Source organism: Variovorax sp. YR216 (assembly GCF_900107745.1).
GTDB lineage: Bacteria > Pseudomonadota > Gammaproteobacteria > Burkholderiales > Burkholderiaceae_C > Variovorax.
This window is the reverse complement of sequence record NZ_FNRO01000019.1, coordinates 96,366-122,885: the sequence shown is the minus strand read 5'-3', so window position 1 is coordinate 122,885 and position 26,520 is coordinate 96,366. Positions and strand designations below refer to the sequence as shown.

Here is a 26,520-nt window from a genome sequence, read left to right as displayed (position 1 = left end):
CAGAACCTCGACATCGTGGCGCGGCGCTTCAGCATTGGCGGCTACGTGATCGACTACGGGCAGGCGCCCGTGACCGGCGGAAACGGCGGGGTGTTTGCCAACGGCGTACTGGTGCGCGTGCGGGCGAGCGCGGTCGGCGCGGGCCCGATGGTGGCGACCGCGGTGCAGTGGTGGTACCCGGCGCCGACCGCCAATGGCACGGCCTTGCAGCTGGCCGGCGTGGTGACCGACTTCGCCGGGCTCGGTTCGCTGCGTGTACTGGGCATGCCCGTCGATGCGTCGGCGGCGAAGGTGTCCGGCGGGCCGGCCCAGTCGGTGGGCAACGGCGTCAGGGTGATCGTCGGCGGCGTGCTCTCGAACGGGGTGCTGAAGGCAAACACACTCAAGATCAGGCTCGCGCCGGGCACCGGCGGGCAGCCCTCGTTCAGCCTGACCGGGCAGATCTCGACCTTCAACTCGATCGCCGATTTCCGCATCAAGGGACAGCCGATCGACGCCAGCGGGCCGGGGGTGAGCTTCGTCAACGGCAGCGCCGCGAACCTCGGTGCGCAGGTGCGGGTGATGGTCGAAGGCAGTCGCGTCGCCAACGGCGTGCTCATCGCCGATCGCGTCACCTTCCAATGAGGCCACGCCCCATTGCGAGAGCGCAACGATGAACCTCAACAACCCGCTGGAGCTGGTGCTGTCGCACGCACGGTGCGGGTCGCTGACGATGGAAGACCTGCTGAAGGAGTTCGCCGATTCCGACCTGATCGTGGCCAGCAGGACGGCGCCCGTCGAGCACGGCCCGCCGTTCCGGCCGCTGCTGCTCTTCAAGGAGCAGAACACGATGATGGCCTGCTTCACCGACAAGTGCCGCATCGGCGACTTCGCATCGGTGGCGCCGCATTCCATCGTGATGAAGGGCATCGACGTGCTGCGGGCGCTGCCGCCGGGGATGGGGCTGGTGATCAACCCCGGGACGACGCTGAACCTGGAGCTCTTTCCCGAGGGCGCGTGCCCGGCCTACGTCTGCCTTTGACACTAGACGCGATCGCCGAATCGGCGCAGGCCCTCGACGTCGATCACGGTGATGCCGCCGTACTCGATGCGCAGCAGCCCCGCGTCGCGAAGCCGCTTGAGCGCCGCATTGCAGCGCTGCCGCGAGAGGCCCGACAGCGCCGCGATCTCCTCCTGCGAGGTCTGCAGGTGCTTCTGCCCGAGCGGATGCAGCCATGGATGGAAGAGCCCCGCCAGCGCGCGCGCCACCTGGCTGTCGGCGTCGAGCAGGCGATGCGCCGCGTAGTTGCCCATGAACCAGTGCAGCCGCTCGTTGAGCTGCGCGAGCAGGAAGTGGTTGAAGCTCATCTGCGTGCGGTGCAGCCACTCGAACGTGTCCTGCGGCATCACCGCCACGCGGCTATCGCGCAGCGCGATGATGTCCGCGGAGCGCGGCACCGCCCGCAGCAGCGTGCCTTCACCGAACCAGCTGCCGACCGTCAGGCCGCCGAAGGTGACGGAACGGCCGTCGTCCGAGGTGACGGACCACTTGAGCAGCCCTTCGAGCGTGCCGTACCAGTGCAGCGGCATTTCGCCGCGCCGGCAGAGCGCCGCGCCGGCGGCGACGGGCTCCTCGCGCATCTCGTCGAGCACGCGCGCCTGCACTTCGCCGTCGAGCTGCGGGAACCAGCCAGAGAGCGCCAGCAGGCGCGGGATGGTCAGGGAAAGGCTGGCCGCGGGTGTCTCGGCTGCGGGCTTGTTGCGCATGGGGGCTCCTGCGCCTCGTTATCCCTGATACGAAATGTCATCGCGATGACTGTCAGGGCGAAGGCGGCCAAAAATAATACCGTGCTGTCCCACAGGAGATAGCCCATGACCAAGCGCAAAGTGATCGTGACCATCGCCCCGACCGGCGGCATGGCGCACAAGGCCCAGAACCCCCATCTGCCGACGCAGCCCGCCGAGATCGCGGAGGACGTGATCCGCTGCTGGAAGGCCGGCGCCAGCGTGGCCGCGATCCACGCGCGGCGTGCCGACGACGGCGCGACCTGCGATGCCGCGGTCTACCGCGAGATCAACACCCGCATCCGCGATGCCGGCTGCGACATCGTCATCAACAATTCCACCGGCGGCGGCGTGCACGGCGACATGGTGAAGCCGCTCCCGGGCAACCGCTGGGAGATCGCGTGGGAGGAGCGCATCAAGGGCATGGATGCCGGTGCCGAGATGTGCACCCTGGACGCGACCACGCTCAACCTCTCCTTCGAAGGGCGCGAGATCCTGATGGACACGCCGCTCACCAAGGGCCGCGAACTCGCCGCGGGGATGAAGGCGCGCGGCATCAAGCCCGAGTGGGAGGTGTTCAGCCCCACGCACATCCTGCAGGACACGACGACGCTGATCAACGAAGGGCTGGACGAGGAGCCCTACTTCATCAACCTCGTGATGAACGTGCACCGCAACTTCCAGAACGCGATGCCGTTCTCGCCGCGCCACCTGCAGATGATGGTGGACACGCTGCCCAAGGGCGCGATCTTCTGCGTGAGCGGCATCGGCCCGTCGCAGCTCGAGGCAAACATCAGCGCGCTGCTGCTGGGCGGCCATGCGCGCGTTGGACTCGAGGACAACCTCTACTTCCGCCACGGCGAGCTGGCGACCAACCTGCAGCTCACCGAGCGCATCGTGCGGATCATCCGCGAGATGGACATGGAGCCTGCCACGCCCGCCGAGGCGCGCCACATGATGGGCCTGCCGCGCATCGGGCTGCCGCGCCCGGAGTTCGCGTGGCACTGAGGCGCGGGAGCCGCGTATGAGCACATCCTTCAATGACGTCAAGCGCGTGGCGGTCGTCGCCACGGGCGTGATCGGCGCGAGCTGGGCCGCGTATTTCCTCGCCCACGGGCTGGACGTGGATGCGACGGACCCGTCGCCCGGCGCCGAGGAGCGGCTGCGCGCAGCGGTGGCGCAGCATTGGCCGACGCTGGAGCGCTTCGGCCTGGCCGAGGGCGCATCGCTGGACCGGCTGCGCTTCCATGCGCAACTCGAAGAGGCGGTCGCACCGGCGGACTTCGTGCAGGAGAACGGCCCCGAGCGCATGGACATCAAGGCCGAGCTGTTCCGGCGCATGGATGCAGCGGCGCGGCCGCATGTGATCCTCGCATCCAGTTCGTCGGGGCTCGCGATCAGCGGCGTGCAGGCGCATTGCAAGCACCCGGAGCGCGTGGTGCTCGGCCATCCGTTCAATCCGCCGCACCTGATTCCGCTGGTGGAAGTGGTCGGCGGAGAACACACCTCGGCGGATGCGGTGGCGCGCACGATGGCGTTCTACGCGGCGATCGGCAAGCGGCCGATCCACGTGAAGCGCGAAGTGAAGGGGCATATCGCGAACCGGCTGCAGGCCGCCCTGTGGCGCGAGGCCTTCCATCTGGTGGAACAGGGCGTGGCCTCGGTCGCGGACATCGACGCCGCGATCGCGCACGGTCCGGGCCTGCGCTGGGCGGTGATGGGGCCGTTCATGAACCTGCATCTCTCGGGCGGCGCGGGCGGGATCGCGCACGTGCTCGATCACCTGGGTGGGCCGATCGAGGACTGGTGGCACGACCTGGGCGCGCCGTCGATGACGCCCGCGCTCAAGAAGGCCGTCACGGCAGGTGTCGCTGACGAACTCGGCACTCGCCGCATGGCGGATCTCGAAGCCGCCCGCGACATCCTGCTGATGAACCTGATCCGCGACAAGGCTTCGACCGGCACACTCGAATAACAACCGCAGCGGCAACTGCCGCCGAGGAGACAAGACATGACCACCCCCGCCTTCTTCGAAGACGAGAACCAGATCGCCCCGCCGCGCACGGTGCGCATCGACCTGGACGACGGCTCGTTCATCCTGCGCTCGCCGGTGGCACTGAAGCCGTACGCACGATGCATCGGGGACTGGCTGGAACGCTGGGCGCGCGAGACGCCCGATGCGCTGGCGCTGGCCGAGCGTGACGAAAGCGGCGAAGGCTGGCGCAGGCTGAGCTACGGCGAGCTGCGCCGCGCCGTGGGCGCCGTCGCGCAAGGTCTGCTTCATCTGGGCGCGCCGAAGGACCGGCCGGTGGTGATCCTGTCGGACAACGCGATCGACCATGCGGTGCTGATGCTCGCGACGATGCACATCGGGCGCACCGCGTGCTCGCTGTCGAGCGCGTACTCGCGCATGGCCAAGGACCCTTCGCGGCTGCACGGGATGCTGCGCGCGCTGGCGCCTGCGGTGATCTATGCGTCCGACGCGAAGGTGTACGGGCCATCGCTCGCGGGCTGCGGCGTCGAGGCGGCCATGGTGTTCAGCCGCAACGCCGATGCGCACCCGGGCGGCATGCCGTTCGAGCGGCTCCTGCAGACGAAGGAAACGCCCGCAGTGATGCAGGCCTTCGACGCGATCCTGCCGGACGACCACGCCAAGTACCTGCTGACCTCGGGCTCGACCGGCAAGCCGAAGGTGGTGATCAACACGCATCGCATGCTCTGCGCGAACCAGCAGATGATGGCCCAGACCTGGCGCTTCCTCGACCGGGAGAAGCCGGTGCTGGTCGACTGGCTGCCATGGAGCCACACCTTCGGCGCCAACCACAACTTCAACATGGTGCTGAGCCACGGTGGCGCGCTCTATATCGACGAAGGTCGGCCGGCGCCGGGACTGATCGAGAAGACGGTGCGCAACCTGCGCGAGGTGCGGCCGACGCTGCTGTTCAACGTGCCGCGCGGCTACGACATGCTGCTGCCTTTCCTCGAGGCCGATGAAGCGCTGGCGTCGGAAGTGCTCTCGCGCCTGCGGCTGGTCTTCTACGCGGCAGCCGCGCTGGCGCCGTCAACGTGGGAGCGGCTCGAGGCGGTGGCCCGTCGCGCACGGCCAACGCGGCCGCTGTGGCTCACGACCTCCTGGGGCGCGACGGAGACGTCGCCCGCGATCACGACCGCGCATTGGCGGCTCGATGGCGCGGGCTGCATCGGCGCGCCGCTGCCGGGGATCGAGCTCAAGCTGGTGCCCAATGGCGACAAGCTGGAGATGCGTGTGAAGGGCGTGTCGGTGTTTCCCGGCTACCGCAACGGGCCGCGCGAGACCTCCGAGGCGTTCGATGAAGAAGGCTACTACCGCATCGGCGACGCGGGCTACCTGGTGCATGCGCAGCAGCCCGAGCGCGGCGTGATGTTCAACGGTCGCGTGGCCGAGGATTTCAAGCTGTCCAGCGGCACCTGGGTCTCGGTGGGCACCCTGCGGGTGGAACTGGTGTCGCGCCTCGCGCCGCTGGCCCAGGACATCGTGATCACCGGGCACGACCGGGCGGAGATCGGCATGCTGGTGTTCCCCAGCCCGCAGGCGGCATCCCGGCCGCGCGAGGAACTGCACGCGGCGCTGCAGCGCGTGATGCGCGATCTGCGCGACACGGGCGCGGGCTCGTCGCAGTGCCCGGTGCGCGCGATCGTGCTGAACGCGCCGCCCGACATCGATGCGGGCGAGATCACGGACAAGGGCTACATCAACCAGCGCGCCGTGCTGGCGCGCCGTGCCGACGAGGTCGCAAAGCTGCACGCCGATGCGGTCGATGCGGAGGTCGTCCGCCTGGACTGAGGCGCGCGCCGTCGCCCGGCGACCGCTGGCTAGAATCGATCGCTTCTTCGGCCAGCAAAGGAGTGGGACTTGAGACGGCGGCTTGTGTTGCTCAGCATCGTGGCCTGCAATGCGCAGGCACAGCCGCAAGCGCAATCCGAGGCGCAGATTCACGTCCAGCCCCCGGCGCCGACGCAGTGGTTCACAGTGACGGGCAATCCGGCGGATGCATCGATGGACACGGTCCAGGTCGATCCCGTCGCCACCCACGTCGAGGGCCAGTTCAGGACCATGAACGTGCGGGTCAGCCGTGCGAGGCAGCGGTTCAACTGGGAGAACGTTCCCTATCGCTCCTACGAGTCGAAGGTGGTCTTCGACTGCCGCGCGCGCAAGGCGGGCTATACCTTCGCGACGTTCTATCCGCAGCCGCTCTGGCAGGGCGCGCCGAGCAAGTCGACCGATTACTCGCGCAATCCGCAGCCGATGCTCTTTCGCGACGTCGAGCCCAACCCCATGCAGCGCATCATCCGCGCGGCCTGCCAGTCCGGCGGCTAGCCTGAAGGCGCGCGCGCTCTATTTCGAGCGTGCGGACGCACCGCCGGGCGGGAAGCCGGCAAACAGCCTGTCGAGCGCCGCCTGCACGCTCGCATTCACACGCGAGGGATCGTCGGGCAGCACGCCGCTCGCGCTGCCTCGCCAGATCGCACGTTGGGTGCCGCCGTCGAACATGTCGACCAGCAGCGTGCCCTTCTCGTAGTCGTCGGTGGACATCGTCACGTAGCCCGGCCAATTGCTGCCGATGCCGAGCCAGTTGAGGTCGTGACCGATGCCGCTGTAGAAGTTGTTGAAGGTCTGGCCCTTCACGCGGGTGACGTGGGCGGAGACACGGATCTCGCCGTTCTCGGGCACCCGCTTCCAGCCCCGGGCCGAAAGGCGCGAATCGATGCCCGAGACGATGACCTGCGGCAGCAATGCGCCGCCATCGTCGCCCGAGATCCAGCTGTAGGTGCGGTCGTTGCCGAAGCGCGCATTCGGGTCGAAGTCGGTCTTGACGGTCGCGGTGCTGGCACAGGCGGTCAGCACGAGGGCAAGGACCACGGCAAGGAATCTTCCGATCATGTTCGCTCCTGTTGCCGGGGCATGTTACAGGCGCGAAATGCGGAAAGTTGCCGCAGTGCCGTGCCGGGACGCTTCAAAACCGGCTGGACGCGCCGAAAAGCACCACACGTTCAACCACTTACAGCGAGAAGCACATGTCCAGACTCATCGTCCTGACGCGGCACGGCAGCGTGCGGCAAGTCAATCTCAAGGGACCGATCACGACGATCGGGCGCGACCCCAACTGCGGGGTGCACATCGACAGCCTAGGCGTCAGCCGCCACCACGCGGCGATCCGCTGGATGGGCGACCGCTACGTCGTGCTCGACATGGCGAGCCGCAACGGCACCTTCGTGAACCAGTCGCGCGTGCGCGAAAGCACGCTGCGCAACGGCGATGCGATCGGCGTGGGCGACTGCCAGATCCGCTTCCTCCAGACGATCAGCAGGATGGCCGACGAGGATCCGCTGAAGCTGGTCACGGTGCCCGGCGATCCGGTCGAGCTCGAAGTCGCTCGTCAGCGCAGCGACTGGGCGAGCTTTTTCCGCCAGGGCCGCGCGGCGCGGCAGGCCGAAGCCCGCCGCTACGCCACCGTGGAATGGCGCGCCTGAATAGCCCGGAGGGCTGCTCCAAAAAAAGAAGGCCCGCACGCGGCGGGCCGAATGATCTTTGGCAAGAAGATCCCTGGAGAACCAGCCTTGATATCGGCCGCCGGCCCGAAACTTTGAGGGATTCGCGGGAGACCCTACATTGAGAGTGTGTGCTCACAGAAGGACTAGGCCTTTGTTGTAGCCTAGGTGACACGTTTGCCGAATCAATTAAACGCATACGTATCATATGCAGCTCCCCTTTATATGCAGCTCCCCTTTCCCTCAACTCACTCTCTCATGATGAAGACAAAACTGTTTGCGCTGGCCGCCGTTGCCGCTCTCGGTTCCGGCAGCGCCCTGGCGCAAAAGGCCGGCGATTGGCAAGTGGGCGCCGGCTGGCTCCACTTTTCGCCGCAGGATTCGAGCAAACCCCTGACCTTCACCTCGCCGGTTGCGGCCGTGGTGCCGGGCTCCGGCGCGGACGCCGGCAACTCGGACACGCTGGGCCTCAGCGCCACTTATTTCGTCGACAGCCACTGGGCCGTCGAAGGCGTGATCGGCATTCCGCCGAAATTCAAGCTCTACGGCACCGGCACCCTCGCCCCGGTCGGCGAACTCGGCGAAGCGCGCCAGTGGAGCCCCACGATCCTGGCCAAGTACTACTTCAATGACGGCGAAGCCAAGCTGCGTCCCTTCGTCGGCCTCGGCGCAACCTACGTCTGGTACAGCGACGTGAAGATCACCCCGAGCCTGCAGGGCGCGCTGGCGAACCGCATCGGCATCCCGCCGGCCGCATCGGCGACGACGGCCAAGCTCGACAGTTCCTTCTCGCCAGTGTTCAACGTGGGCGCGGCCTACCAGTTCGACCCGCACTGGGGCATGTCCTTCTCGGTGTCGTACATCCGCCTGAGCACCACGGCCAAGCTGACCACGACCGCGCTGGGCGTGCCGGTGGCGCAGAGCGAGTCGAGCCTCAAGCTCAATCCGATCGTTCCGTACCTCGCGGTGACCTACAAGTTCTAAGCCCCCAAGCCCCGCTTGCCGGGCCGGAGAGCGCGCAACGCGCCCTCCGTTTCTCTTTCTTCCCCCTCCTCTTCCCTCAAGTTCGGCGGATTCCGGCCGATATGCGAATGCGCAGCGTGCGCGCATTCCTTCGCATCTTCCGGAATCACGACCATGTCCTTGAGCAACATATCGATCGGCCGGCGTCTCGCCCTCGTGCTTGGCGCCATTCTTGCCCTCTTCCTCGCCAGCAGCGTGTTCGCGGTGCTGAAGCTGCAGCGCCTGGGCGAAGAGATCGACCGCATGGTCAACGACAACGTGAAGACCGAGCGCGCCGGCGCCGACTGGCTGCGCCACACGACCTCGGGCGTGCAGCGCGCGGCGGCGATCGCCAAGAGCAGCGACCCGAGCCTGATCGCCTACTTCGCGCCGGCGACCGCGGCCTCGATCAAGGACACGAACGAACTGCAGAAATTCATCGAGGGGCAGATGGTCAAGCCGGATGAGCGCGCGCTGTTCGAGAAGGTCGGCGAGCTGCGCAAGGACTACCTCGCCGCACGCGAGGAAGTCAGCAAGCTCAAGCTCGCGGGCGACCTCGAGGGCGCGAACCGGGTGTTCACCGCGCGCTTCGAGCCGACATCGGTCAGCTACATCGCCGGCGTGCAGAAGATGGTGGACCTGCAGCGCGCCGAGCTCGACGCCGCCGCCGAGCGCGGACAGGCCCTGCGCGCGCAGACGAGCACGCTGCTGATGATCTGCACCGCGCTGTCGCTGGCGCTGGGCAGCGCGATGGCGTGGTTCCTCGCGCGCAGCATCACGCGGCCGCTGCGCCGTGCCGAATCGATGGCGCAGGCCATCGCCGACATGGACCTGACCGGCGCGCCACAAAAGAGCTACGCCGGCGACGAAACCGGCCGCCTGCTGCACGCGCTCGACCAGATGCGCACCGCGCTGCACTCTTCGCTGCATCAGGTGCAGGGTGTGGTCGTGAATGTGTCGACGGCCAGCTCGCAGATCGCATCCGGTAACCAGGACCTGTCGTCGCGCACCGAAGAGCAGGCGAGTTCGCTGGAAGAGACCGCAGCGTCGATGGAGGAGCTCACCAGCACCGTCAAGCAGAACGCGGACAACGCGCGCCAGGCCAACCAGCTCGCGGTGTCGGCTTCGGAAGTCGCCGTGCGCGGTGGCAGCGTGGTGAATCAGGTCGTGGACACGATGGGCTCGATCAATGCCTCGTCGCGCAAGATCGTGGACATCATCGGCGTCATCGACGGCATCGCCTTCCAGACCAACATCCTGGCGCTGAATGCGGCGGTCGAAGCGGCGCGTGCCGGCGAGCAGGGCCGCGGCTTTGCGGTGGTTGCCTCCGAAGTGCGCAACCTCGCGCAGCGTTCGGCAGCCGCAGCGAAGGAAATCAAGACCCTCATCGGCGATTCCGTCGAGAAGGTCGAGGAAGGCAGCAAGCAGGTCACCGAAGCCGGCCGCACCATGGACGAGATCGTCGAGAGCGTGAAGCGCGTGACGGACATCATGGGCGAGATCACCGCGGCCAGCCAGGAGCAGACCTCGGGCATCGAGCAGATCAACCAGGCGATCACGCAGATGGACCAGGTCACGCAGCAGAACGCCGCGCTGGTCGAGGAAGCGGCAGCAGCCGCCGCATCGCTCCAGGAACAGGCCGGCAGCCTCTCGGAAGTGGTGAGCGTCTTCAAGCTGGACAGCCAGGGCCAGCGCCCGATCGCCACCCTGCAGCGCGCAGCGGCGGCAAAGGCTGCCCCGGTTGCAAGAAAGCCCGCTGCGGCAGCGCAGAAGCCCGCACCCGCAGCGGTGGCTGCCGGCGGCGACTGGGAGTCGTTCTAGAGCTCCGGTCCGGTCGCCGCGTCCGCATGCTCCTCGTTGAAGCGCTTTTCCGCGGCGGTCAGATGGGTGGTCAGGACGTGGGAGATCATGTTGATGCCGAGCCCCGCGAACAGCGCGGGCAACAGGTAGAGCGCCACCCGCACTTCCGAGACGAAGAACACGTCGTCCGCGAGTGACGGCGTCGCGTTCGCGAGCGTGGCCAGCCGCTGGAGGAAGAAAACATCGATTCCGGCGATGGCCACCAGCGTGAACCCGAGCACCAGCACCGTGAAGCGCGAGATCGCGCGCTTGGCGATCAGCACGCCGTAGATCGAGAACGGCAGCACGACCGACACGGCCACCATGATCCAGAAGCGCACTTCCGTGAAGACCGAATAGCTGACGTGCATGGCGTGACACCTCGGATGACTGGAGCGGAAAGAGAAGGAAAACGCGGAGCTTGTCATGCGCACCGCCCCGGCATTGTCTAGCGCAGGTAAAGAAATCCGGCCGTGAAACGGCAGCGGTAACCGCCGCTCAGCGCTTCGGCGAGGCCTTGCCGGGCGCGGGCGTTTTGGGGGACCGCTGGGCCTCGTCGGGCCCCAGCAGCTTGTCCATCGCCTGCCCCACGCGCGCCCCGATCGCGGTGCCCACGCCGGGCAGCACCGCCGTCCCGACGGCAGCGCCCGCCAGCGCCGCACCCGTCAGCGACAGCACCGGGGCATCGAGCGTGCCGCCAAGCTTGAGGGGCACGCCCACGACGCCATCCACGATGTCGACCGCCGCCTCGCCGTCCAGCTTGCGGTCCAGCACGACGGCGGCGCCGCTCGCGGTGAGCACGCCGGACCTCGCCTTGAGCTGGCTGTAGCGCAACATCACGCCGTTGTCGGTGGATTGGGTGTCGAGCGTGCCCGTCAGCGCGTCGAGCCGGGTCTGGCCGCCGCGCGCCGAACCGGGCGCGGTCACAGCCTTGGCGAGATCGAAGCCGGCGAGCGCCGCGGGTGCGATCGTGAAGCGGGTGCGGGTATGCAGGCGGCGAATCAGGTCGCCGACGCTCGCGCCCTCGCTATTCACTTCCGTCGGCCCGTTGATCTTGCCTTCGACCGCGCTGTGGCGGCCGAAGCCGCGCAGGAACTGCGTCAGGTCCACGTTCTTCGCCTCCAGCGTCGCCGTGAGCCGCATCGGGCCATCGTTGCCGGCTTCGAGCCGCGTGGTGCCGTTCCACGTGCCGCCGCCGAGGTCGATCAAGGTTCGCCAGCGGTCGTCTTCGCCTGCGCGCTCAACGCGCAGCCGGGCCGGCGGCGAGACGCCCACGCGACGGATCTCGCCTTCGCGCGGACGCCAATGGGCGTCGAAGCGCAGATCGACGTCGTAGGCCAGCGCGATGTCCCGGCGGTCGATCCACGAGATGTCGCGCAGGCGCAGCGTTTCGACGGGGACCTCGGTGAGCGCCCAGCCGCCGGCGAGCGCAATGGCGGTATCGCCGCCATCCCAGCGCCCGCGGAACGCGCGCACGGAGGCACTCGGCAGCACCGCCCCGCTCGCCTCGACCTCGCCAATGGCCACCTTGCGCCCCCAGAGCGACGCCAGCCGGGGCCGCACCACGATGCGCCGCAAGGTGATCGGCCTCGGCTGTACCGTCGCGACATCCTCGAGCTCGATGACCGGCGAAGGCCGCAGCGCCCAGTGCGCCGCGCCGATGCGCAAGCCGACGCCCGACGCCTTCTCGAAGCGCGCAGCGATTTCCGAGGCCAGCTGCTCGTCGCTGGGCAACTGGCCGCGAACCCAGAGGCCCAGCCCGGCCAGCAGCACCACCAGCAGGGCGGCGGAAACGGCAATCCAAAGTCGCGTCCGGCTCATGGCCTTAGCTTGCGCGCGTCGGGGCAGCTCTGCTGTCAGCGACGGGCGCATCGTTCCCGGCGCCAATCGCTATAGTCTGCGCAGCCCGAACCTGGAGAAATTCCCCCATGCGCATCTGGAAGAAAGATATCTCGGTCGAAGAATTAACCCGGAGCCACATCGACACGACGGTCGCCAACCTCGGGATCGAATTTCTGGAGATCGGGGACGACTTCATTCGCGCACGCGTTCCGGTCGACAAGCGCACGGTGCAGCCCTACGGCATCCTGCACGGCGGCGTCTCGGTCGTTCTGGCGGAGACGCTGGGCTCGTGCGGCGCGCACTATTCGGCCCCCGAGGGCCACCGTGCGGTCGGGCTGGACATCAACGCGAACCACCTCAAGTCCGCGAGCTCGGGCTGGGTCACCGGGACTGCGCGGCCGGTGCACAGGGGCCGCACCACGCAGGTCTGGCAGATCGATCTCACCAACGACGCGGGCGAGCTGACCTGCGTCTCGCGCATCACGATGGCCGTGCTGGCGCCGCGCGGCGACTGAGCGTCGCGGCGGGTCCACCGCGCCCCATACCCCCGCTTCCTGGCAAAAGAAGAAACAACCAACGAGGAGAAAACCATGAGCGAGTCCTACCTTCCGCGCTGGCAAAAGGTATCGGCCAGTGCCGGCGCCGTCGTCACGCCCGAACAGCGCCTGCCCTGGCCGCAGACCGCCGCGATGGGCGTTCAGCACGTGATCGCGATGTTCGGCGCCACGGTGCTGGCGCCGATCCTGATGGGGTTCAACCCCAATGTGGCGATCCTCATGAGCGGGATCGGCACGCTGCTCTTCTTCTTCATCACCGGCGGGCGGGTGCCGAGCTACCTGGGGTCGAGCTTCGCCTTCATCGGCGTGGTGATCGCGGCCACCGGCTACTCGGGCTCGGGGCCGAACACGAACCTCGGCGTGGCGCTCGGCGGCATCATCGTGTGCGGGCTGGTCTACGTGGGGATCGGCATCGTGGTGGCGCTCACCAACGAGCGGCGCACCAAGCGCGCGCCGGTGAAGGGCCTCGAAGGCATGGAGGTCGAGGAAGTCGAGAGCGACGTGGCGGTGCACTGGATCGAGCGCCTGATGCCGCCGGTGGTGACCGGCGCAGTGGTCGCGGTGATCGGGCTCAACCTCGCGAGCGTGCCGATCAAGAACATGGCGCCGACCGGCTTCGACACATGGATGCAGCTCGTCACCTTCCTGAGCGTGGGCCTGATCGCGGTCTACACGCGCGGGATGATGCAGCGGCTGCTGATCCTCATGGGGCTGATCGTGGCGAGCATCATCTATGCGCTGCTGACCAACGGCCTCGGCATGGGCAAGCCGATCAATCTCGCCCCGCTCGCCGCGGCGCCGTGGTTCGGCATGCCGACCTTCTCGTCGCCGGTGTTCGACGTGAACGCGATGCTGCTGATCGCGCCGGTGGCGGTCATCCTCGTGGCGGAAAACCTCGGCCACATCAAGGCCGTGAGCGCGATGACGGGACGCGACCTCAACCCGTACCTCGGCCGCGCGTTCATCGGCGACGGGGTGGCGACCATGGTGAGCGGTGCCCTGGGCGGCACAGGCGTCACGACCTATGCGGAAAACATCGGCGTGATGGCGGCCACCAAGATCTATTCGACCGCGATGTTCGTCGTCGCCGCGCTGATCGCGCTGGTGCTGGGCTTCAGCCCGAAGTTCGGCGCGCTGGTGCAGGCGATCCCGCTGGCGGTGATGGGCGGCGTGAGCATCGTGGTGTTCGGCCTGATCGCGGTGGCGGGCGCGAAGATCTGGGTCGACAACCGGGTCGACTTCTCGAAGAACAAGAACCTCATCACGGCGGCGATCACGCTGATCCTCGGTACCGGCGACTTCACGCTGAAGTTCGGGCAGTTCGCGCTCGGCGGCATCGGCACGGCCACTTTCGGGGCGATTCTGCTCTACGCACTGCTCAACCGTTCGGATGATTGAAATGAAACCTGGTGCAAGAGGTGTTGTGTCAGGTGATAGCGACGCGCCAGTTTCATGGCACGGAAGCCACTCCCGTTAGACTCCAACGCTTTTCGCACCTACGTTTTACATGGCCGACGCTTCCGCCGCGCGCACCAAGACGCTATTCGAGTTCAAGAGCGCGACGATGCCGCTGATCGCGGTCATTCTCCGCACGGCCGATCTCGACGTGCTCGCTGAAGCGCTCGACGCCCAACTCGCCGACTCCCCCGACTTCTTCGAACAGGAGCCGGTCGTCATCGACCTTTCGCAGTTGCAGGACGACGACGCGGAAGCCGACATCGACTTCACGCGGCTGCGCGACATGCTCGCGCGCCACCAGACGCAGCCCGTCGCGGTGCGCGGCGGCACCGATGCGCAGAACGTCGCTGCGCGCGCCGCCGGCCTGTCGGTCACCGCGATGCCCGCCGCGCCGGCACCCAAGCCGGCCGCCCCGCCCGTCGAACCGCCGAGCGAAGCCCCGCAGATCGTGCGCGAAGTGCCGGTGCCGGCCAGCGGCACGCTGGTCATCGACAAGCCATTGCGCTCGGGCCAGCAGGTGTATGCGCGTGGCGGCGACGTGATCGTGACGGCCATCGTGAGCTTCGGCGCCGAGGTGATCGCGGACGGCAACGTCCATGTGTACGCACCGCTGCGGGGCAAGGCGATCGCCGGCGCGCGCGGCAACACCGAGGCGCGCATCTTCACGACGTGCCTGGAAGCACAACTCGTCGCCATCGCGGGCATCTACCGCACTTCCGAGGTTGCGCTGCCGGACGAGGTGGCAGGCAAGGCGGCGCAGATCTCGCTGCAGGATGGCAAGAAGATCGTGATGCAAGCGATCGAATGAGATTCCGGCATCTACCGAATAACTGAAACGAACGAAAGAGGAATGTGGCAATGGCCAAAATTGTGGTGGTGACCTCGGGCAAGGGCGGCGTAGGCAAGACGACCACGAGCGCAAGCTTCGCGTCCGGGCTCGCCCTGGCGGGCAAGAAGACGGCGGTGATCGATTTCGACGTCGGCCTGCGCAATCTCGATCTCATCATGGGCTGCGAACGCCGCGTGGTGTTCGACCTGATCAACGTGATCCAGGGCGAAGCCAACCTGAGCCAGGCGCTCATCAAGGACAAGCACTGCGAGAACCTCTACGTGCTGGCCGCCTCGCAGACGCGCGACAAGGACGCGCTCACGCAGGACGGCGTCGAGAAGATCCTCAAGGAACTCGCCGACCAGGGCTTCGACTACATCGTGTGCGACTCGCCCGCCGGCATCGAGGTCGGCGCGCTGATGGCGATGCACTTCGCCGACGAAGCGCTCGTCGTCACCAACCCCGAGGTGTCCTCGGTGCGGGACTCGGACCGCATCCTGGGCATGCTCAGCTCCAAGACCAAGCGCGCCAAGGAAGGCGGCGAGCCGATCAAGGAGCACCTGCTGATCACCCGCTACAACCCCAACCGCGTGGCGGGCGGCCAGATGCTGTCGCTGGAAGACATCCAGGACATCCTGCGCATCAAGCTCATCGGCGTGATCCCCGAGTCCGAGAGCGTGCTGCAGGCCTCCAACCAGGGCGTGCCCGCGATCCACGACAAGGACACCGACGTGGCCCAGGCCTACAGCGACGTGGTCGCGCGCTTCCTCGGCGAGGAGCGGCCGATGCGCTTCGTCGACGCCGAGAAACCCGGCTTCTTCAAACGAATCTTCGGCGCGAGGTAGTTCGATGTCCCTCCTCTCCTTTCTGCTGGGCGAAAAGAAGAAGACGGCCAGTGTCGCCAAGGAACGGCTGCAGATCATCCTCGCGCACGAGCGCAGCAGCCTCGGCAACAAGCGGCCCGACTATCTGCCGGAGTTGCAGCGCGAGCTGATCGCGGTGATCTCCAAGTACGTGTCGATCAAGGCCGAGGACATCAAGGTCCACCTCGAGAAGCAGGACGACCTCGAAGTGCTCGAGGTCAAGATCGAACTGCCCGACGGCACCGCGGTCGCGGCGCGCTGACGCCCCGGCGGCGCGCCGGGGTCGCGCGATAGACGAGGCGCACGAACGGCTCATGCGCCTGCTGGCGATCGTCGACGAAGCCGACGACGCGCATCTACAGGCCGCGTGGCGCGGCATCGCGTCCGTCCGCGCCTGAAACCGCGCCGGGCCGGTAGCCGCGCGGGCTGCATCGTTCTTCGGAACTATGCGGCGCCGAGAACCCATCGTTCTTCTGCCGCGGTGGACCTGTGCTCCGGACGGATGTTCAGGCCGGCGCCCCTCGGGAACAGTGGAGTGGTCACACACAAGAGCACTCCCCATGGCCCCTTCCCCCATCGCACCCAAGGCCTGGTCGGTCCTGATCGTCAGCACGCTGGCCTTCACGACCTGCTTCATGGTCTGGATGATGTTCGGCGTCATCGGCATCCCGATCAAGAAGGCCCTCGGCCTCAACGCCACCGAGTTCGGCCTGCTGACCGCGATGCCCGTGCTCTCCGGCTCGCTGATCCGCGTGCCGCTGGGCATCTGGACCGACAAGTACGGCGGCCGCATCGTGATGGCGGTGCTGCTCGCGATCACGGTGCCGGCGATCTGGCTGCTGGCCTATGCCACGGCCTTCTGGCACTTCCTCGTGATCGGGCTCGTGCTCGGTCTCGCGGGCGGTTCGTTCTCGGTCGGCACGCCCTACGTCGCGCGCTGGTTCCCCAAGGAACGGCAAGGCATGGCGATGGGCGTGTTCGGCGCCGGCAACTCGGGCGCGGCGGTCAACAAATTCGTGGCCCCCGCGCTGATGGTGGCCTTCGGCTGGACCATCGTTCCGCAGGTGTACGCGGCCATCATGCTCGGCACGCTGATCGTGTTCTGGCTCGGCAGCGCGAGCGACCCGAGGCACCTCGTGCCCTCGAACACGAAGTTCGCAGACCAGTTGCGCGCGCTGAAGGACCCGCGCGTGCTCAAGTACTGCCAGTACTACAGCATTGTCTTCGGCGGCTACGTCGCGCTGAGCCTGTGGATGGTGCAGTACTACGTCGGCGAATACGGCCTGGACATCCGCATCGCGGCGCTGCTCGCGGCCTGCTTCTCGCTGCCGGGCGGCGTGCTGCGGGCCATCGGCGGCGTGCTGTCGGACAGGCACGGCGCGCACAAGGTCACCTGGTGGGTGATGTGGCTGAGCTGGGTCTGCCTGTTCCTGCTGAGCTATCCGCAGACCGACTTCACGGTGCTGACCGTCGATGGCCCGAAGAGTTTCCACATCGGGCTCAACGTCTACGGCTTCACCGCGCTTCTGTTCCTGCTGGGCATCGCCTTCGCGTTCGGCAAGGCCAGCGTCTTCAAGTACATCAGCGACGACTTCCCGCACAACATCGGCGCCATCAGCGGCATCGTCGGGCTCGCGGGCGGGCTGGGCGGCTTCGTGCTGCCGATCCTGTTCGGCGCGCTGATGGACCTCACCGGCGTGCGCTCCAGCGCCTTCATGCTGATGTACGGCGTGGTCTGGGTCTCGCTGATCTGGATGTACTGGACCGAAGTGCGCAAGACCGATCTGCTGGGCTCCGCGCCCCTGAACCCCAAGGAGGTATCCGTATGACCACGCAAACCATGGGCGCGCGGCGCGGCCGCCTGCTCGAAATCTGGAAGCCGGAAGACAAGGCGTTCTGGGAGCGCGAAGGCGAGGCCGTCGCCAAGATCAACCTCTGGATCTCGGTGCCGGCGCTGTTCCTGGCCTTCGCGATCTGGCAGGTGTGGAGCGTCGTGGCCGTGAGCCTGCCCGCGCTCGGCTTCAACTATTCGACCAACCAGCTCTTCTGGCTGGCCGCCTCGCCCGCGCTGAGCGGCGCGACGCTGCGCATCTTCTACTCGTTCATGGTGCCGCTGGTGGGCGGGCGGCGCTGGACGGCGATCTCCACCGCCTCGCTGCTGATCCCGGCCATCGGCATCGGCTTCGCGGTGCAGGACAACACGACGAGCTACCCGACCATGCTGATCCTCGCGCTGCTGTGCGGCCTGGGCGGCGGCAACTTCAGCTCCAGCATGGCGAACATCAGCTTCTTCTTCCCGAAGGAGCGCAAGGGTTCGGCGCTGGGCATCAACGCGGGCCTCGGCAACCTCGGCGTGTCGGTGGTGCAGTTCCTGAGCCCGCTGGTGGTCACCGCCGGGATCTTCGGCATCTTCGGCGGCGAGGCGCAGACCATCACCCGGAACAACCAGACGGTGCAGGTCTGGACGCAGAACGCGGCCTTCATCTGGGTGCCTTGGATCGCGCTGGCCTCGCTGGCCGCATGGTTCGGCATGAACGACCTCGCGGACGCAAAGGCCTCGTTCGCCGAGCAGGCCGTGATCTTCCGCCGCAAGCACAACTGGCTGATGTGCATCCTCTACCTCGGCACCTTCGGCTCCTTCCTCGGCTATGCGGCGGGCTTTCCGCTGCTCATCAAGAGCCAGTTCCCGGGCGTGAATCCGCTCGCCTACGCGTGGCTCGGCCCACTGACGGGCGCGGCGGTGCGGCCCTTCGGCGGCTGGCTGGCCGACAAGCTCGGCGGCGCGAAGGTCACGTTCTGGAACTTCATCGTGATGACGATCGCGGTCGGCGGCGTGCTGGTGTTCCTCCCGCACGGCCCGCTGGGCGGCAGCTTCGCGGGCTTCTTCATGAGCTTCCTGGTGCTGTTCCTCACCACCGGCATCGGCAACGGCTCGACCTTCCGCATGATCCCGGTGATCTTCCAGACGCAGAAGCTGCGCGAGGTGGATGCCAGCGACCGCGAAGCCGTCGCGCGCGCCACCAGGGAAGCCAACACCGAAGCCGCTGCCACGCTCGGCTTCACCGCCGCCTTCGCGGCCTACGGCGGCTTCTTCATCCCGAAGAGTTACGGCAGCGCCATCGCGCTGACCGGCAGCCCCGATGCGGCGCTCTACGTCTTCATCGTCTTCTACCTGCTGTGCATCGCCGTGACGTGGTGGCACTACGCGCGCCGCAACGCACCCATGCCCTGCTGATTTCGAAAGCACGACAATGAGCCACTTTCTCGATCGCCTCACGCACTTCAGCCTTCCCAAGGAAAGCTTCGCCAACGGCCACGGCGTGACCACCGGCGAAGACCGAACCTGGGAAGACGCCTACCGCAACCGCTGGGCGCACGACAAGATCGTGCGCAGCACGCACGGCGTGAACTGCACGGGCTCCTGCTCGTGGAAGATCTACGTCAAGGGCGGCATCGTCACCTGGGAAACGCAGCAGACCGACTACCCGCGCACGCGCTGGGACATGCCCAACCACGAGCCGCGCGGCTGCGCGCGGGGTGCCTCGTATTCCTGGTACCTCTACAGCGCCAACCGCGTGAAGTACCCGATGGTGCGCGGCCGCCTGCTCGAACGCTGGCGCGCGGCGCTCGCCGTGAGCAAGGACCCGGTCTCGGCCTGGGCCTCCATCGCCGGGGACCCCGACGCGCGCCGCGACTACCAGCAGGTGCGCGGCATGGGTGGCTTCGTGCGCAGCACGTGGGACGAGGTCAACCAGCTCATCGCCGCCGCGAACGTCCACACGATCAAGCAGTACGGTCCCGACCGGATCATCGGCTTCTCGCCGATCCCCGCGATGAGCATGGTGAGCTACGCGGCCGGCAGCCGCTACCTGAGCCTGATCGGCGGCGTGTGCATGAGCTTCTACGACTGGTACTGCGACCTGCCGCCGGCGAGCCCGCAGATCTGGGGCGAGCAGACCGACGTGCCCGAGTCGGCCGACTGGTACAACTCGACGTACATCATCGCCTGGGGCAGCAACGTGCCGCAGACGCGCACGCCGGATGCGCACTTCTTCACCGAGGTGCGCTACAAGGGCGCGAAGACCGTGGCGGTGACGCCCGACTACAGCGAGGTCGCCAAGCTCGCCGACCTGTGGCTGCACCCCAAGCAGGGCACCGACGCGGCGCTCGCGATGGCGATGGGCCATGTCGCGCTGAGCGAGTTCTACTTCAAGCGGCGCAGCGCCTACTTCGACGACTACGCGCGCCGCTACACCGACCTGCCGATGCTGGTGATGCTCAAGGAGCAGCGCCACGCCGATGGCCGCACCACGCTCGTTCCCGACCGCTATCTGCGCGCGAGCGACTTCAACGGCAAGCTGGGTCAGGGCAACAACCCCGACTGGAAGACCGTCGCCTTCGACACCGACGGGCGCGCGGTGCTGCCCAACGGCTCGATCGGCTTCCGCTGGGGCGCCGAAGGGCGAGACGATGCCGGCAAGTGGAACCTGGAGAGCAAGGAAGCGCGCCACGACGCCGACGTGCGCCTGAAGCTCTCGGTGCTCGAAGACGGCGCGCAGGCACATGAAGTGCGCGACGTGAGCTTCCCGTACTTCGGCGGCGTGCGTTCGCCGCACTTCACCGCCAACGACCAGAAGCGCGACGTGATCGACGTCCGCGTGCCGGTGGTGTCCCTCCGGCTCGGCAAGGAAGGCGAATACCGCGAGGCATTCGTGGCCACCGTGTTCGACCTGCAAGCGGCACAGTACGGCGTCGACCGCGGCCTCGGCAGCGGCGCAGCCAGCTACGACGACGACGCGCCCTACACGCCCGCATGGGCCGAATCCATCACCGGCGTGCCGCGAGATCAGATCGCCACCGTCGCGCGCCAGTTCGCCGACAACGCGGACCGGACGCAGGGCAAGTCGATGGTCATCATCGGCGCGGCGATGAACCACTGGTATCACGCCGACATGAACTACCGCGGCGTCATCAACCTCCTGATGATGTGCGGCTGCATCGGCAAGAGCGGCGGCGGCTGGGCCCATTACGTGGGGCAGGAGAAGCTGCGCCCGCAGACCGGCTGGACCGCCCTCGCCTTCGCGCTCGACTGGATCCGTCCGCCGCGGCAGATGAACAGCACCAGCTTCTTCTACGCCCACACCGACCAGTGGCGCTACGAGAAGCTGGGCATGGACGAGATCGTCTCGCCGCTGGCCGACAAGGCGATGTACGGCGGCAGCATGATCGACTACAACGTGCGCGCCGAGCGCATGGGCTGGCTGCCGAGCGCGCCGCAGCTCAAGACCAATCCGCTCCAGGTGGTGAAGGATGCCGGTGCCGCCGGCATGGAGCCGCGCGACTTTGTCGTGCGCGGCCTGCGCGACGGCACGCTCCAGATGAGCTGCGAAGACCCCGACGCGCCGCAGAACTGGCCGCGCAACATGTTCGTCTGGCGCAGCAACCTGCTGGGCTCCAGCGGCAAGGGCCACGAGTACTTCCTCAAGCATCTGCTCGGCACCTCGAACGGGGTGCAGGGCAAGGACCTGGGCGCGGATGACGCCAAGCCCACCGAGGTCGAGTGGCATGCACAGGCGCCCCAGGGCAAGCTCGACCTGCTGGTGACGCTCGACTTCCGCATGAGCACCACCTGCCTCTATTCGGACATCGTGCTGCCCACCGCGAGCTGGTACGAGAAGAACGACCTCAACACCAGCGACATGCACCCCTTCATCCACCCGCTCTCGGCGGCGGTGGACCCGGTGTGGCAGTCGCGCAGCGACTGGGAGATCTACAAGGGCTTCGCGAAGGCCTTCAGCGAAGTGTGCGTGGGCCATCTCGGCGTCGAACGCGAGGTGGTGCTCACGCCGCTGATGCACGACACGCCGGCCGAACTCGCCCAGCCCTTCGAGGTGAGGGAATGGAAGAAGGGCCAGTGCGAGCTGATCCCCGGCAAGACCGCGCCGCAGATCGCGGTGGTCGAGCGCGACTACCCGAACGTCTACCAGCGCTTCACCGCGCTCGGCCCGCTGATGGACAAGCTCGGCAACGGCGGCAAGGGCATCGCGTGGAAGACCGACACCGAGGTTACGCAACTCGGGCAGCTCAATGGCTTCACGCAAACCGATGGCGCGACGAAAGGCCGGCCGAAGATCGTGACCGACATCGACGCCTGCGAAGTCATCCTGCAGCTCGCGCCCGAGACCAACGGCCACGTGGCGGTGAAGGCCTGGGAAGCGCTCTCGAAGGCCACCGGCCGCGACCACAAGCACCTCGCGCTCTACCGCGAGGACGAGAAGATCCGCTACCGCGACGTGCAGGCGCAACCGCGCAAGATCATCAGCAGCCCGACCTGGAGCGGCATCGAGAGCGAGACGGTGAGTTACAACGCCGGCTACACCAACGTGCACGAACTGATCCCATGGCGCACCTTGACCGGACGCCAGCAGTTCTACCAGGACCACCCGTGGATGATCGCCTTCGGCGAAGGCTTCTCCAGCTATCGCCCGCCGGTGGACATGAAGGCCACGCACGGCATGCAGGGCATCAAGCCCAACGGCAACGCCGAGATCCTGCTGAACTTCATCACGCCGCACCAGAAGTGGGGCATCCACAGCACCTACAGCGACAACCTGTTGATGCTCACGCTCAACCGCGGCGGGCCCGTCGTGTGGCTCAGCGAGGACGACGCGAAGAAGGCCGGCATCGAGGACAACGACTGGGTGGAGCTGTTCAACGTGAACGGCGCGATCGCGGCGCGCGCGGTGGTCAGCCAGCGCGTCAAGCCCGGCATGGTGCTCATGTACCACGCGCAGGAAAAGATCATCAACACCCCGGGCTCGGAGATCACCGGCACGCGCGGCGGCATCCACAACTCGGTGACCCGCATCGTGCTCAAGCCCACGCACATGATCGGCGGCTACGCGCAGCTGAGCTACGGCTTCAACTACTACGGGACCATCGGCACCAACCGCGACGAGTTCGTGGTCGTGCGCAAGATGAACAAGGTCGACTGGCTCGACGCGCCACGCGATGCAGGCGCGGCCCAACCCACGCAAGGAGCAACGCAATGAAAGTTCGTGCGCAGATCGGCATGGTGCTGAATTTGGACAAGTGCATCGGCTGCCATACCTGCAGCGTGACCTGCAAGAACGTCTGGACCAGCCGGCCCGGCGTCGAGTACGCCTGGTTCAACAACGTCGAGACCAAGCCCGGCATCGGCTACCCCAAGGACTGGGAAGACCAGGACAAGTGGAACGGCGGCTGGACCCGCCACGCGGATGGATCGATCACCCCGCGCCAAGGCGGCAAGTGGAAGCTCCTGATGCGCATCTTCGCGAACCCGAACCTGCCGCAGATCGACGACTACTACGAGCCTTTCACCTTCGACTACGAGCACCTGCACACGGCGCCGGAGATGAAGGCCGCGCCCACCGCGCGGCCGCGCAGCCTCATCACCGGCCAGCGCATGGAGAAGATCGTCTGGGGCCCGAACTGGGAGGAGATCCTCGGCGGCGAGTTCGCCAAGCGCAGCAAGGATCGCAACTTCGACGACATCCAGAAGGACATCTACGGCCAGTTCGAGAACACCTTCATGATGTACCTGCCGCGCCTTTGCGAGCACTGCCTGAACCCGGCGTGCGTGGCATCGTGCCCCTCGGGCTCGATCTACAAGCGCGAGGAAGACGGCATCGTGCTGATCGACCAGGACAAGTGCCGCGGCTGGCGCATGTGCGTCTCGGGCTGCCCGTACAAGAAGATCTACTACAACTGGAAGAGCGGCAAGGCCGAGAAGTGCATCTTCTGCTACCCGCGCATCGAGGCCGGCCAGCCCACGGTGTGCAGCGAGACCTGCGTGGGCCGCATCCGCTACCTCGGCGTGATGCTGTACGACGCCGACCGCATCGAGCAGGCCGCCAGCGTGGAGCGCGACAAGGACCTGTACCAGGCGCAACTCGACGTGTTCCTCGATCCGAACGACCCCGAGGTGATCGCACAGGCCCGCCGCGACGGCATTCCGGAGAACTGGCTCGAAGCGGCGCGCACCAGCCCGGTCTACAAGATGGCGATGGACTGGAAGGTCGCGCTGCCGCTTCACCCGGAATACCGCACCCTGCCGATGGTCTGGTACGTGCCGCCGCTCTCGCCGATCACCGGCGCGGCGCAGGCCGGCCACATCGGCAGCAACGGCGAGATCCCGGACGTGAACCAGCTGCGCATTCCGGTGAAGTACCTCGCCAACCTGCTCACGGCCGGCGACACCGCACCGGTGGTGCGCGCGCTCGAACGCATGCTCGCGATGCGCGCATGGCAGCGCGGCAAGCATGTCGAGGGCGCCGGCAATGCCGAGGCGCTGCGTCAGGTGGGCCTCGACGCCGAGACGGTCGAGGAGATGTATCGCGTGATGGCGATCGCCAACTACGAGGACCGCTTCGTCATCCCGAGCACCCACCGCGAGTACGCCGAAGACGCCTTCGACCTGCGCGGCGGCTGCGGCTTCAGCTTCGGCAACGGGTGCTCCGAGGGTTCGAGCGATGCCAGCCTGTTCGGCGGCGAGAAGCGGCGGACCATTCCGATCCACGTGGAGAACTGAGTCATGGCATTGTTCAAGCAAACCACCCAGCCGATGACCCACACCCTGCGTGTGCTGGCCCGCCTGCTGAGCTACCCCGACGCCGAACTCTGCGCGCACCTCGACGCGATGCGCGACGCGCTGCATGCCGAAGGCGCGCTCGGCGCGGCAAGGCTCGCCGAAGTCGACGCGCTGGTCGCGCACCTCGGCGATGGCCCGCCACTCGACGTCGAAGCCGAGTACGTCGACCTCTTCGATCGTGGCCGCGCCACCGCGCTGCACCTGTTCGAACACGTGCACGGTGATTCGCGCGAACGTGGCCCCGCGATGGTCGACCTTGCGCAGACCTATGCGCAGGCCGGCCTGCTGCTGCATGACGGCGAGCTGCCGGACCACCTGACCGTGGTGCTCGAATACGCATCGACGCAACCGCCCGCGCAGGCCGCCGCCTTCCTCGCGGAGTTCGCGCACATCGCGCGCAGCATCTTCAGCGCGCTGCTGGAGCGCCGCAGCCCCTATGCCTGCGTGCTCGCGGCCGTGCTCGAGCTCGCCGGCGAAAAGGCGCGGGCCGTGCCGATCGCGTCCGAACCTGCGCTCGACGAGGCATGGGAGGAGCCGCTCGCGTTCGGCGGCTGCTCCACCGAAGGTCAGGCCGCGCCCGGCACGCCGCAGCCCGTGCGCATCGTGCGGCGGGCCGCCACCCCCTCCAACGCACACGCCCAAGGAGCCTCCGAATGACACGCGCGGTCCATGACTTCCTGTTCACGGTCTATCCCTACATCTGCCTCGCGGTCTTCCTGCTCGGCAGCCTGGTGCGCTTCGATCGCGACCAGTACACATGGAAGAGCGACTCGTCGCAACTGCTGCGCGCCGGCCAGCTGCGCTGGGGCAGCAACCTGTTCCACATCGGCATCCTGTTCCTGCTGTTCGGCCACACGGTCGGGCTGCTGACGCCGCATTGGCTCTACGAGCCCTTCATCACCGCCGGCCAGAAGCAGATGGTGGCCGTGGTCTCCGGCGGCGCGGCCGGCGCGCTGTGCTTCATCGGGCTGACGATGCTGCTGCACCGGCGCCTGTCGGACCCGCGCATCCGCGCCACCAGCCACCGCAGCGACGTCGCGATCCTCGTCGTGCTGTGGGCGCAGCTCGTGCTCGGCCTCGTCACGCTGCCCTTCTCGGTGCACCACCGCGACGGCGCCACGATGATTGTCCTGGCCGAATGGGCGCAGGGGATCGTCACCTTCCGCCCCGACGCGGCCACGCTTGGGGGCGTGGAATGGCCCTTCAAGGCGCACATGGTGCTGGGCATGACCCTGTTCCTGCTGTTTCCGTTCACGCGTCTCGTGCATGTGTGGAGCGGGCTTGCGTCGGTCGGCTACCTCTTCAGGCCCTACCAGGTGGTGCGCTCACGCCGCATGAACACCGCCGCCGGCCGCGCACAGCCGCACCGCTCGGCCTGAGCCAAGGAGGACACCATGACCACCCTCACGGCTCTGCCCTCGGTGAACGGCGTCCCGCTCGCGCGCGACGACGAATCGCCAGCCCCGGAAGCCCTGCGTCAACGCGCCTGCACCGAGCTGCTTCGGCAGGCCGCGATGCGCGCCGGCCTGCTCGATGCCGGCGATCCCGCGCCCGTCGAAGGCGCGACCAGCGAAGCGGCCGCGCGGGCCATCGAGGCGCTGCTCGACCGCGAGATCGTCGTGCCCGCCCCTTCGGAGGAAGCTTGCCGGCGCCACCATGCGGCGAACTCGAAGCACTTCGCCACTGGCCAGCGCGTGCATGCGCGCCACGTCCTCTTCGCCGTCACACCCGGCGTGGACATCGCGCTCGTGCGCATGCGCGCCGAAGACTGCCTGCTCGATCTGCGCTGCCAGGACGCCGCGAGCGCGACCGAAGCCTTCGCCGCCATGGCCGCCGAGTTCTCGAACTGCCCGAGCGGCGCCCTCGGCGGCGATCTCGGCTGGCTTGGCGCCGGCGACTGCGCGCCCGAATTCGCGCGCGCCCTGTTCGGCGGCCAGGAAATCGGCGTGCTGCCGCATCTGGTCCCGACCCGCTTCGGCCTGCACGTGGTGGAAGTGCTGGCGCGCGAAGGCGGCGAGCAGCCGCCCTTCGAGTCGGTCCACGCGGCCGTCGCCCAGGCGCTGCGCCAGCAAAGCTATGTGACCGCGCTGCGCCAATACCTGAGCCTGCTGGCCGGCGCGGCACGCATCGAAGGCATCGACATGGACGCAGCGACCACTCCTCTGGTTCAATAGGCGTCCGTCGAGCGAGGCCGCTCCGCTACAT

General features: G+C 67.4%; 25 protein-coding genes. 21 read left to right on the top strand and 4 right to left on the bottom strand.

The window, feature by feature from the left end; all coding sequences use genetic code 11:
* Together BLW05_RS36155 and BLW05_RS30280 are read left to right on the top strand one after the other, a co-directional pair.
* A partial coding sequence (locus BLW05_RS36155; RefSeq protein WP_256330559.1) for a DUF5666 domain-containing protein occupies positions 1-624 on the top strand: 624 nt, incomplete at its 5' end.
* 28 nt (positions 625-652) lie between these two features.
* Positions 653-1,021 carry an SseB family protein gene (locus BLW05_RS30280; protein WP_093167664.1) on the top strand — a complete coding sequence of 123 codons (369 nt, stop codon included), beginning with the start codon at positions 653-655 and terminating at the stop codon, positions 1,019-1,021.
* A gap of 2 nt (positions 1,022-1,023) precedes the next feature.
* On the opposite strand, the gene BLW05_RS30275 is transcribed toward BLW05_RS30280, so the two are convergent.
* Positions 1,024-1,746 (bottom strand): Crp/Fnr family transcriptional regulator, encoded by a 723-nt coding sequence (locus BLW05_RS30275; RefSeq protein WP_093167662.1) that lies wholly within the window; start codon positions 1,744-1,746, stop codon positions 1,024-1,026.
* 105 nt (positions 1,747-1,851) lie between these two features.
* On the opposite strand from BLW05_RS30275, the gene BLW05_RS30270 reads away from it, so the two are divergent.
* From BLW05_RS30270 to BLW05_RS30255, 4 genes are all read left to right on the top strand, one after another.
* On the top strand, positions 1,852-2,772 hold the full coding sequence (locus BLW05_RS30270) for a beta-keto acid cleavage family enzyme (protein WP_093167660.1): 921 nt from the start codon (positions 1,852-1,854) through the stop codon (positions 2,770-2,772).
* A 16-nt stretch (positions 2,773-2,788) separates the two neighbouring features.
* Complete coding sequence (locus tag BLW05_RS30265) at positions 2,789-3,739, top strand: 3-hydroxyacyl-CoA dehydrogenase NAD-binding domain-containing protein (protein WP_093167658.1); 951 nt, start codon at positions 2,789-2,791, stop codon at positions 3,737-3,739.
* Positions 3,740-3,775: 36 nt separating this feature from the next.
* The gene (locus BLW05_RS30260) at positions 3,776-5,587 is read left to right on the top strand and encodes a feruloyl-CoA synthase (protein ID WP_093167657.1); all 1,812 of its coding nucleotides are present in this window, start codon (positions 3,776-3,778) and stop codon (positions 5,585-5,587) included.
* Positions 5,588-5,656: 69 nt separating this feature from the next.
* On the top strand, positions 5,657-6,121 hold the full coding sequence (locus tag BLW05_RS30255; protein ID WP_143044963.1) for a surface-adhesin E family protein: 465 nt from the start codon (positions 5,657-5,659) through the stop codon (positions 6,119-6,121).
* An 18-nt stretch (positions 6,122-6,139) separates the two neighbouring features.
* On the opposite strand, the gene BLW05_RS30250 is transcribed toward BLW05_RS30255, so the two are convergent.
* Positions 6,140-6,685 (bottom strand): DUF4136 domain-containing protein, encoded by a 546-nt coding sequence (locus tag BLW05_RS30250; RefSeq protein ID WP_093167653.1) that lies wholly within the window; start codon positions 6,683-6,685, stop codon positions 6,140-6,142.
* Between the two features lie 134 nt (positions 6,686-6,819).
* Between BLW05_RS30250 and BLW05_RS30245 the strand changes: the two genes are divergently transcribed.
* The 3 genes from BLW05_RS30245 to BLW05_RS30235 all read left to right on the top strand — a co-directional run bounded on the left by BLW05_RS30245 (position 6,820) and on the right by BLW05_RS30235 (position 10,116).
* Complete coding sequence (locus BLW05_RS30245) at positions 6,820-7,275, top strand: FHA domain-containing protein (protein ID WP_093167651.1); 456 nt, start codon at positions 6,820-6,822, stop codon at positions 7,273-7,275.
* Positions 7,276-7,551: 276 nt separating this feature from the next.
* Positions 7,552-8,277: an OmpW/AlkL family protein gene (locus BLW05_RS30240; RefSeq protein ID WP_371126987.1), complete on the top strand. Its 726-nt coding sequence runs from the start codon at positions 7,552-7,554 to the stop codon at positions 8,275-8,277.
* Positions 8,278-8,430: 153 nt separating this feature from the next.
* Complete coding sequence (locus BLW05_RS30235) at positions 8,431-10,116, top strand: methyl-accepting chemotaxis protein (RefSeq protein ID WP_093167649.1); 1,686 nt, start codon at positions 8,431-8,433, stop codon at positions 10,114-10,116.
* On the opposite strand, the gene BLW05_RS30230 is transcribed toward BLW05_RS30235, so the two are convergent.
* Both BLW05_RS30230 and BLW05_RS30225 read right to left on the bottom strand, forming a co-directional pair.
* Positions 10,113-10,505 carry a hypothetical protein gene (locus BLW05_RS30230; protein WP_177142864.1) on the bottom strand — a complete coding sequence of 131 codons (393 nt, stop codon included), beginning with the start codon at positions 10,503-10,505 and terminating at the stop codon, positions 10,113-10,115. The genes BLW05_RS30235 and BLW05_RS30230 overlap by 4 nt on opposite strands.
* Before the next feature lie 127 nt (positions 10,506-10,632).
* The gene (locus BLW05_RS30225; protein WP_093167645.1) at positions 10,633-11,955 is read right to left on the bottom strand and encodes an AsmA family protein; all 1,323 of its coding nucleotides are present in this window, start codon (positions 11,953-11,955) and stop codon (positions 10,633-10,635) included.
* A gap of 107 nt (positions 11,956-12,062) precedes the next feature.
* Here BLW05_RS30225 and BLW05_RS30220 point away from each other — a divergent pair, with 107 nt between their 5' ends.
* The 12 genes from BLW05_RS30220 to BLW05_RS30165 all read left to right on the top strand — a co-directional run bounded on the left by BLW05_RS30220 (position 12,063) and on the right by BLW05_RS30165 (position 26,489).
* A complete protein-coding gene (locus BLW05_RS30220) occupies positions 12,063-12,491 on the top strand; it encodes a hotdog fold thioesterase (protein WP_093167644.1) in 429 nt (142 codons plus the stop codon).
* 75 nt (positions 12,492-12,566) lie between these two features.
* Positions 12,567-13,931: a solute carrier family 23 protein gene (locus tag BLW05_RS30215; RefSeq protein ID WP_093167642.1), complete on the top strand. Its 1,365-nt coding sequence runs from the start codon at positions 12,567-12,569 to the stop codon at positions 13,929-13,931.
* A 109-nt stretch (positions 13,932-14,040) separates the two neighbouring features.
* Positions 14,041-14,799, top strand: a complete 759-nt coding sequence (gene minC / locus BLW05_RS30210) for a septum site-determining protein MinC (protein ID WP_093167641.1) — start codon at positions 14,041-14,043, stop codon at positions 14,797-14,799.
* A 50-nt stretch (positions 14,800-14,849) separates the two neighbouring features.
* A complete protein-coding gene (gene minD, locus BLW05_RS30205; RefSeq protein ID WP_093167639.1) occupies positions 14,850-15,665 on the top strand; it encodes a septum site-determining protein MinD in 816 nt (271 codons plus the stop codon).
* Between the two features lie 4 nt (positions 15,666-15,669).
* Positions 15,670-15,945, top strand: coding sequence for a cell division topological specificity factor MinE (minE, locus tag BLW05_RS30200; RefSeq protein WP_093167637.1), 276 nt, complete (start codon positions 15,670-15,672; stop codon positions 15,943-15,945).
* Positions 15,946-16,243: 298 nt separating this feature from the next.
* On the top strand, positions 16,244-17,512 hold the full coding sequence (locus BLW05_RS30195) for an MFS transporter (RefSeq protein WP_093167635.1): 1,269 nt from the start codon (positions 16,244-16,246) through the stop codon (positions 17,510-17,512).
* Positions 17,509-18,918: a NarK family nitrate/nitrite MFS transporter gene (locus BLW05_RS30190; protein WP_093167634.1), complete on the top strand. Its 1,410-nt coding sequence runs from the start codon at positions 17,509-17,511 to the stop codon at positions 18,916-18,918. The genes BLW05_RS30195 and BLW05_RS30190 overlap by 4 nt, the downstream gene beginning before the upstream one ends.
* Positions 18,919-18,934: 16 nt before the next feature.
* The gene (locus tag BLW05_RS30185) at positions 18,935-22,735 is read left to right on the top strand and encodes a nitrate reductase subunit alpha (protein WP_093167632.1); all 3,801 of its coding nucleotides are present in this window, start codon (positions 18,935-18,937) and stop codon (positions 22,733-22,735) included.
* Positions 22,732-24,255 carry a nitrate reductase subunit beta gene (gene narH / locus BLW05_RS30180; RefSeq protein ID WP_093167630.1) on the top strand — a complete coding sequence of 508 codons (1,524 nt, stop codon included), beginning with the start codon at positions 22,732-22,734 and terminating at the stop codon, positions 24,253-24,255. The genes BLW05_RS30185 and narH overlap by 4 nt, the downstream gene beginning before the upstream one ends.
* A 3-nt stretch (positions 24,256-24,258) precedes the next feature.
* Positions 24,259-24,972, top strand: a complete 714-nt coding sequence (gene narJ / locus BLW05_RS30175; RefSeq protein WP_177142863.1) for a nitrate reductase molybdenum cofactor assembly chaperone — start codon at positions 24,259-24,261, stop codon at positions 24,970-24,972.
* Positions 24,969-25,694, top strand: a complete 726-nt coding sequence (narI, locus tag BLW05_RS30170) for a respiratory nitrate reductase subunit gamma (protein ID WP_093167629.1) — start codon at positions 24,969-24,971, stop codon at positions 25,692-25,694. Before narJ ends, narI begins: the two co-directional genes overlap by 4 nt.
* A gap of 15 nt (positions 25,695-25,709) precedes the next feature.
* Positions 25,710-26,489, top strand: coding sequence for a peptidylprolyl isomerase (locus BLW05_RS30165; RefSeq protein WP_093167627.1), 780 nt, complete (start codon positions 25,710-25,712; stop codon positions 26,487-26,489).
* Positions 26,490-26,520 lie beyond the last annotated feature (31 nt).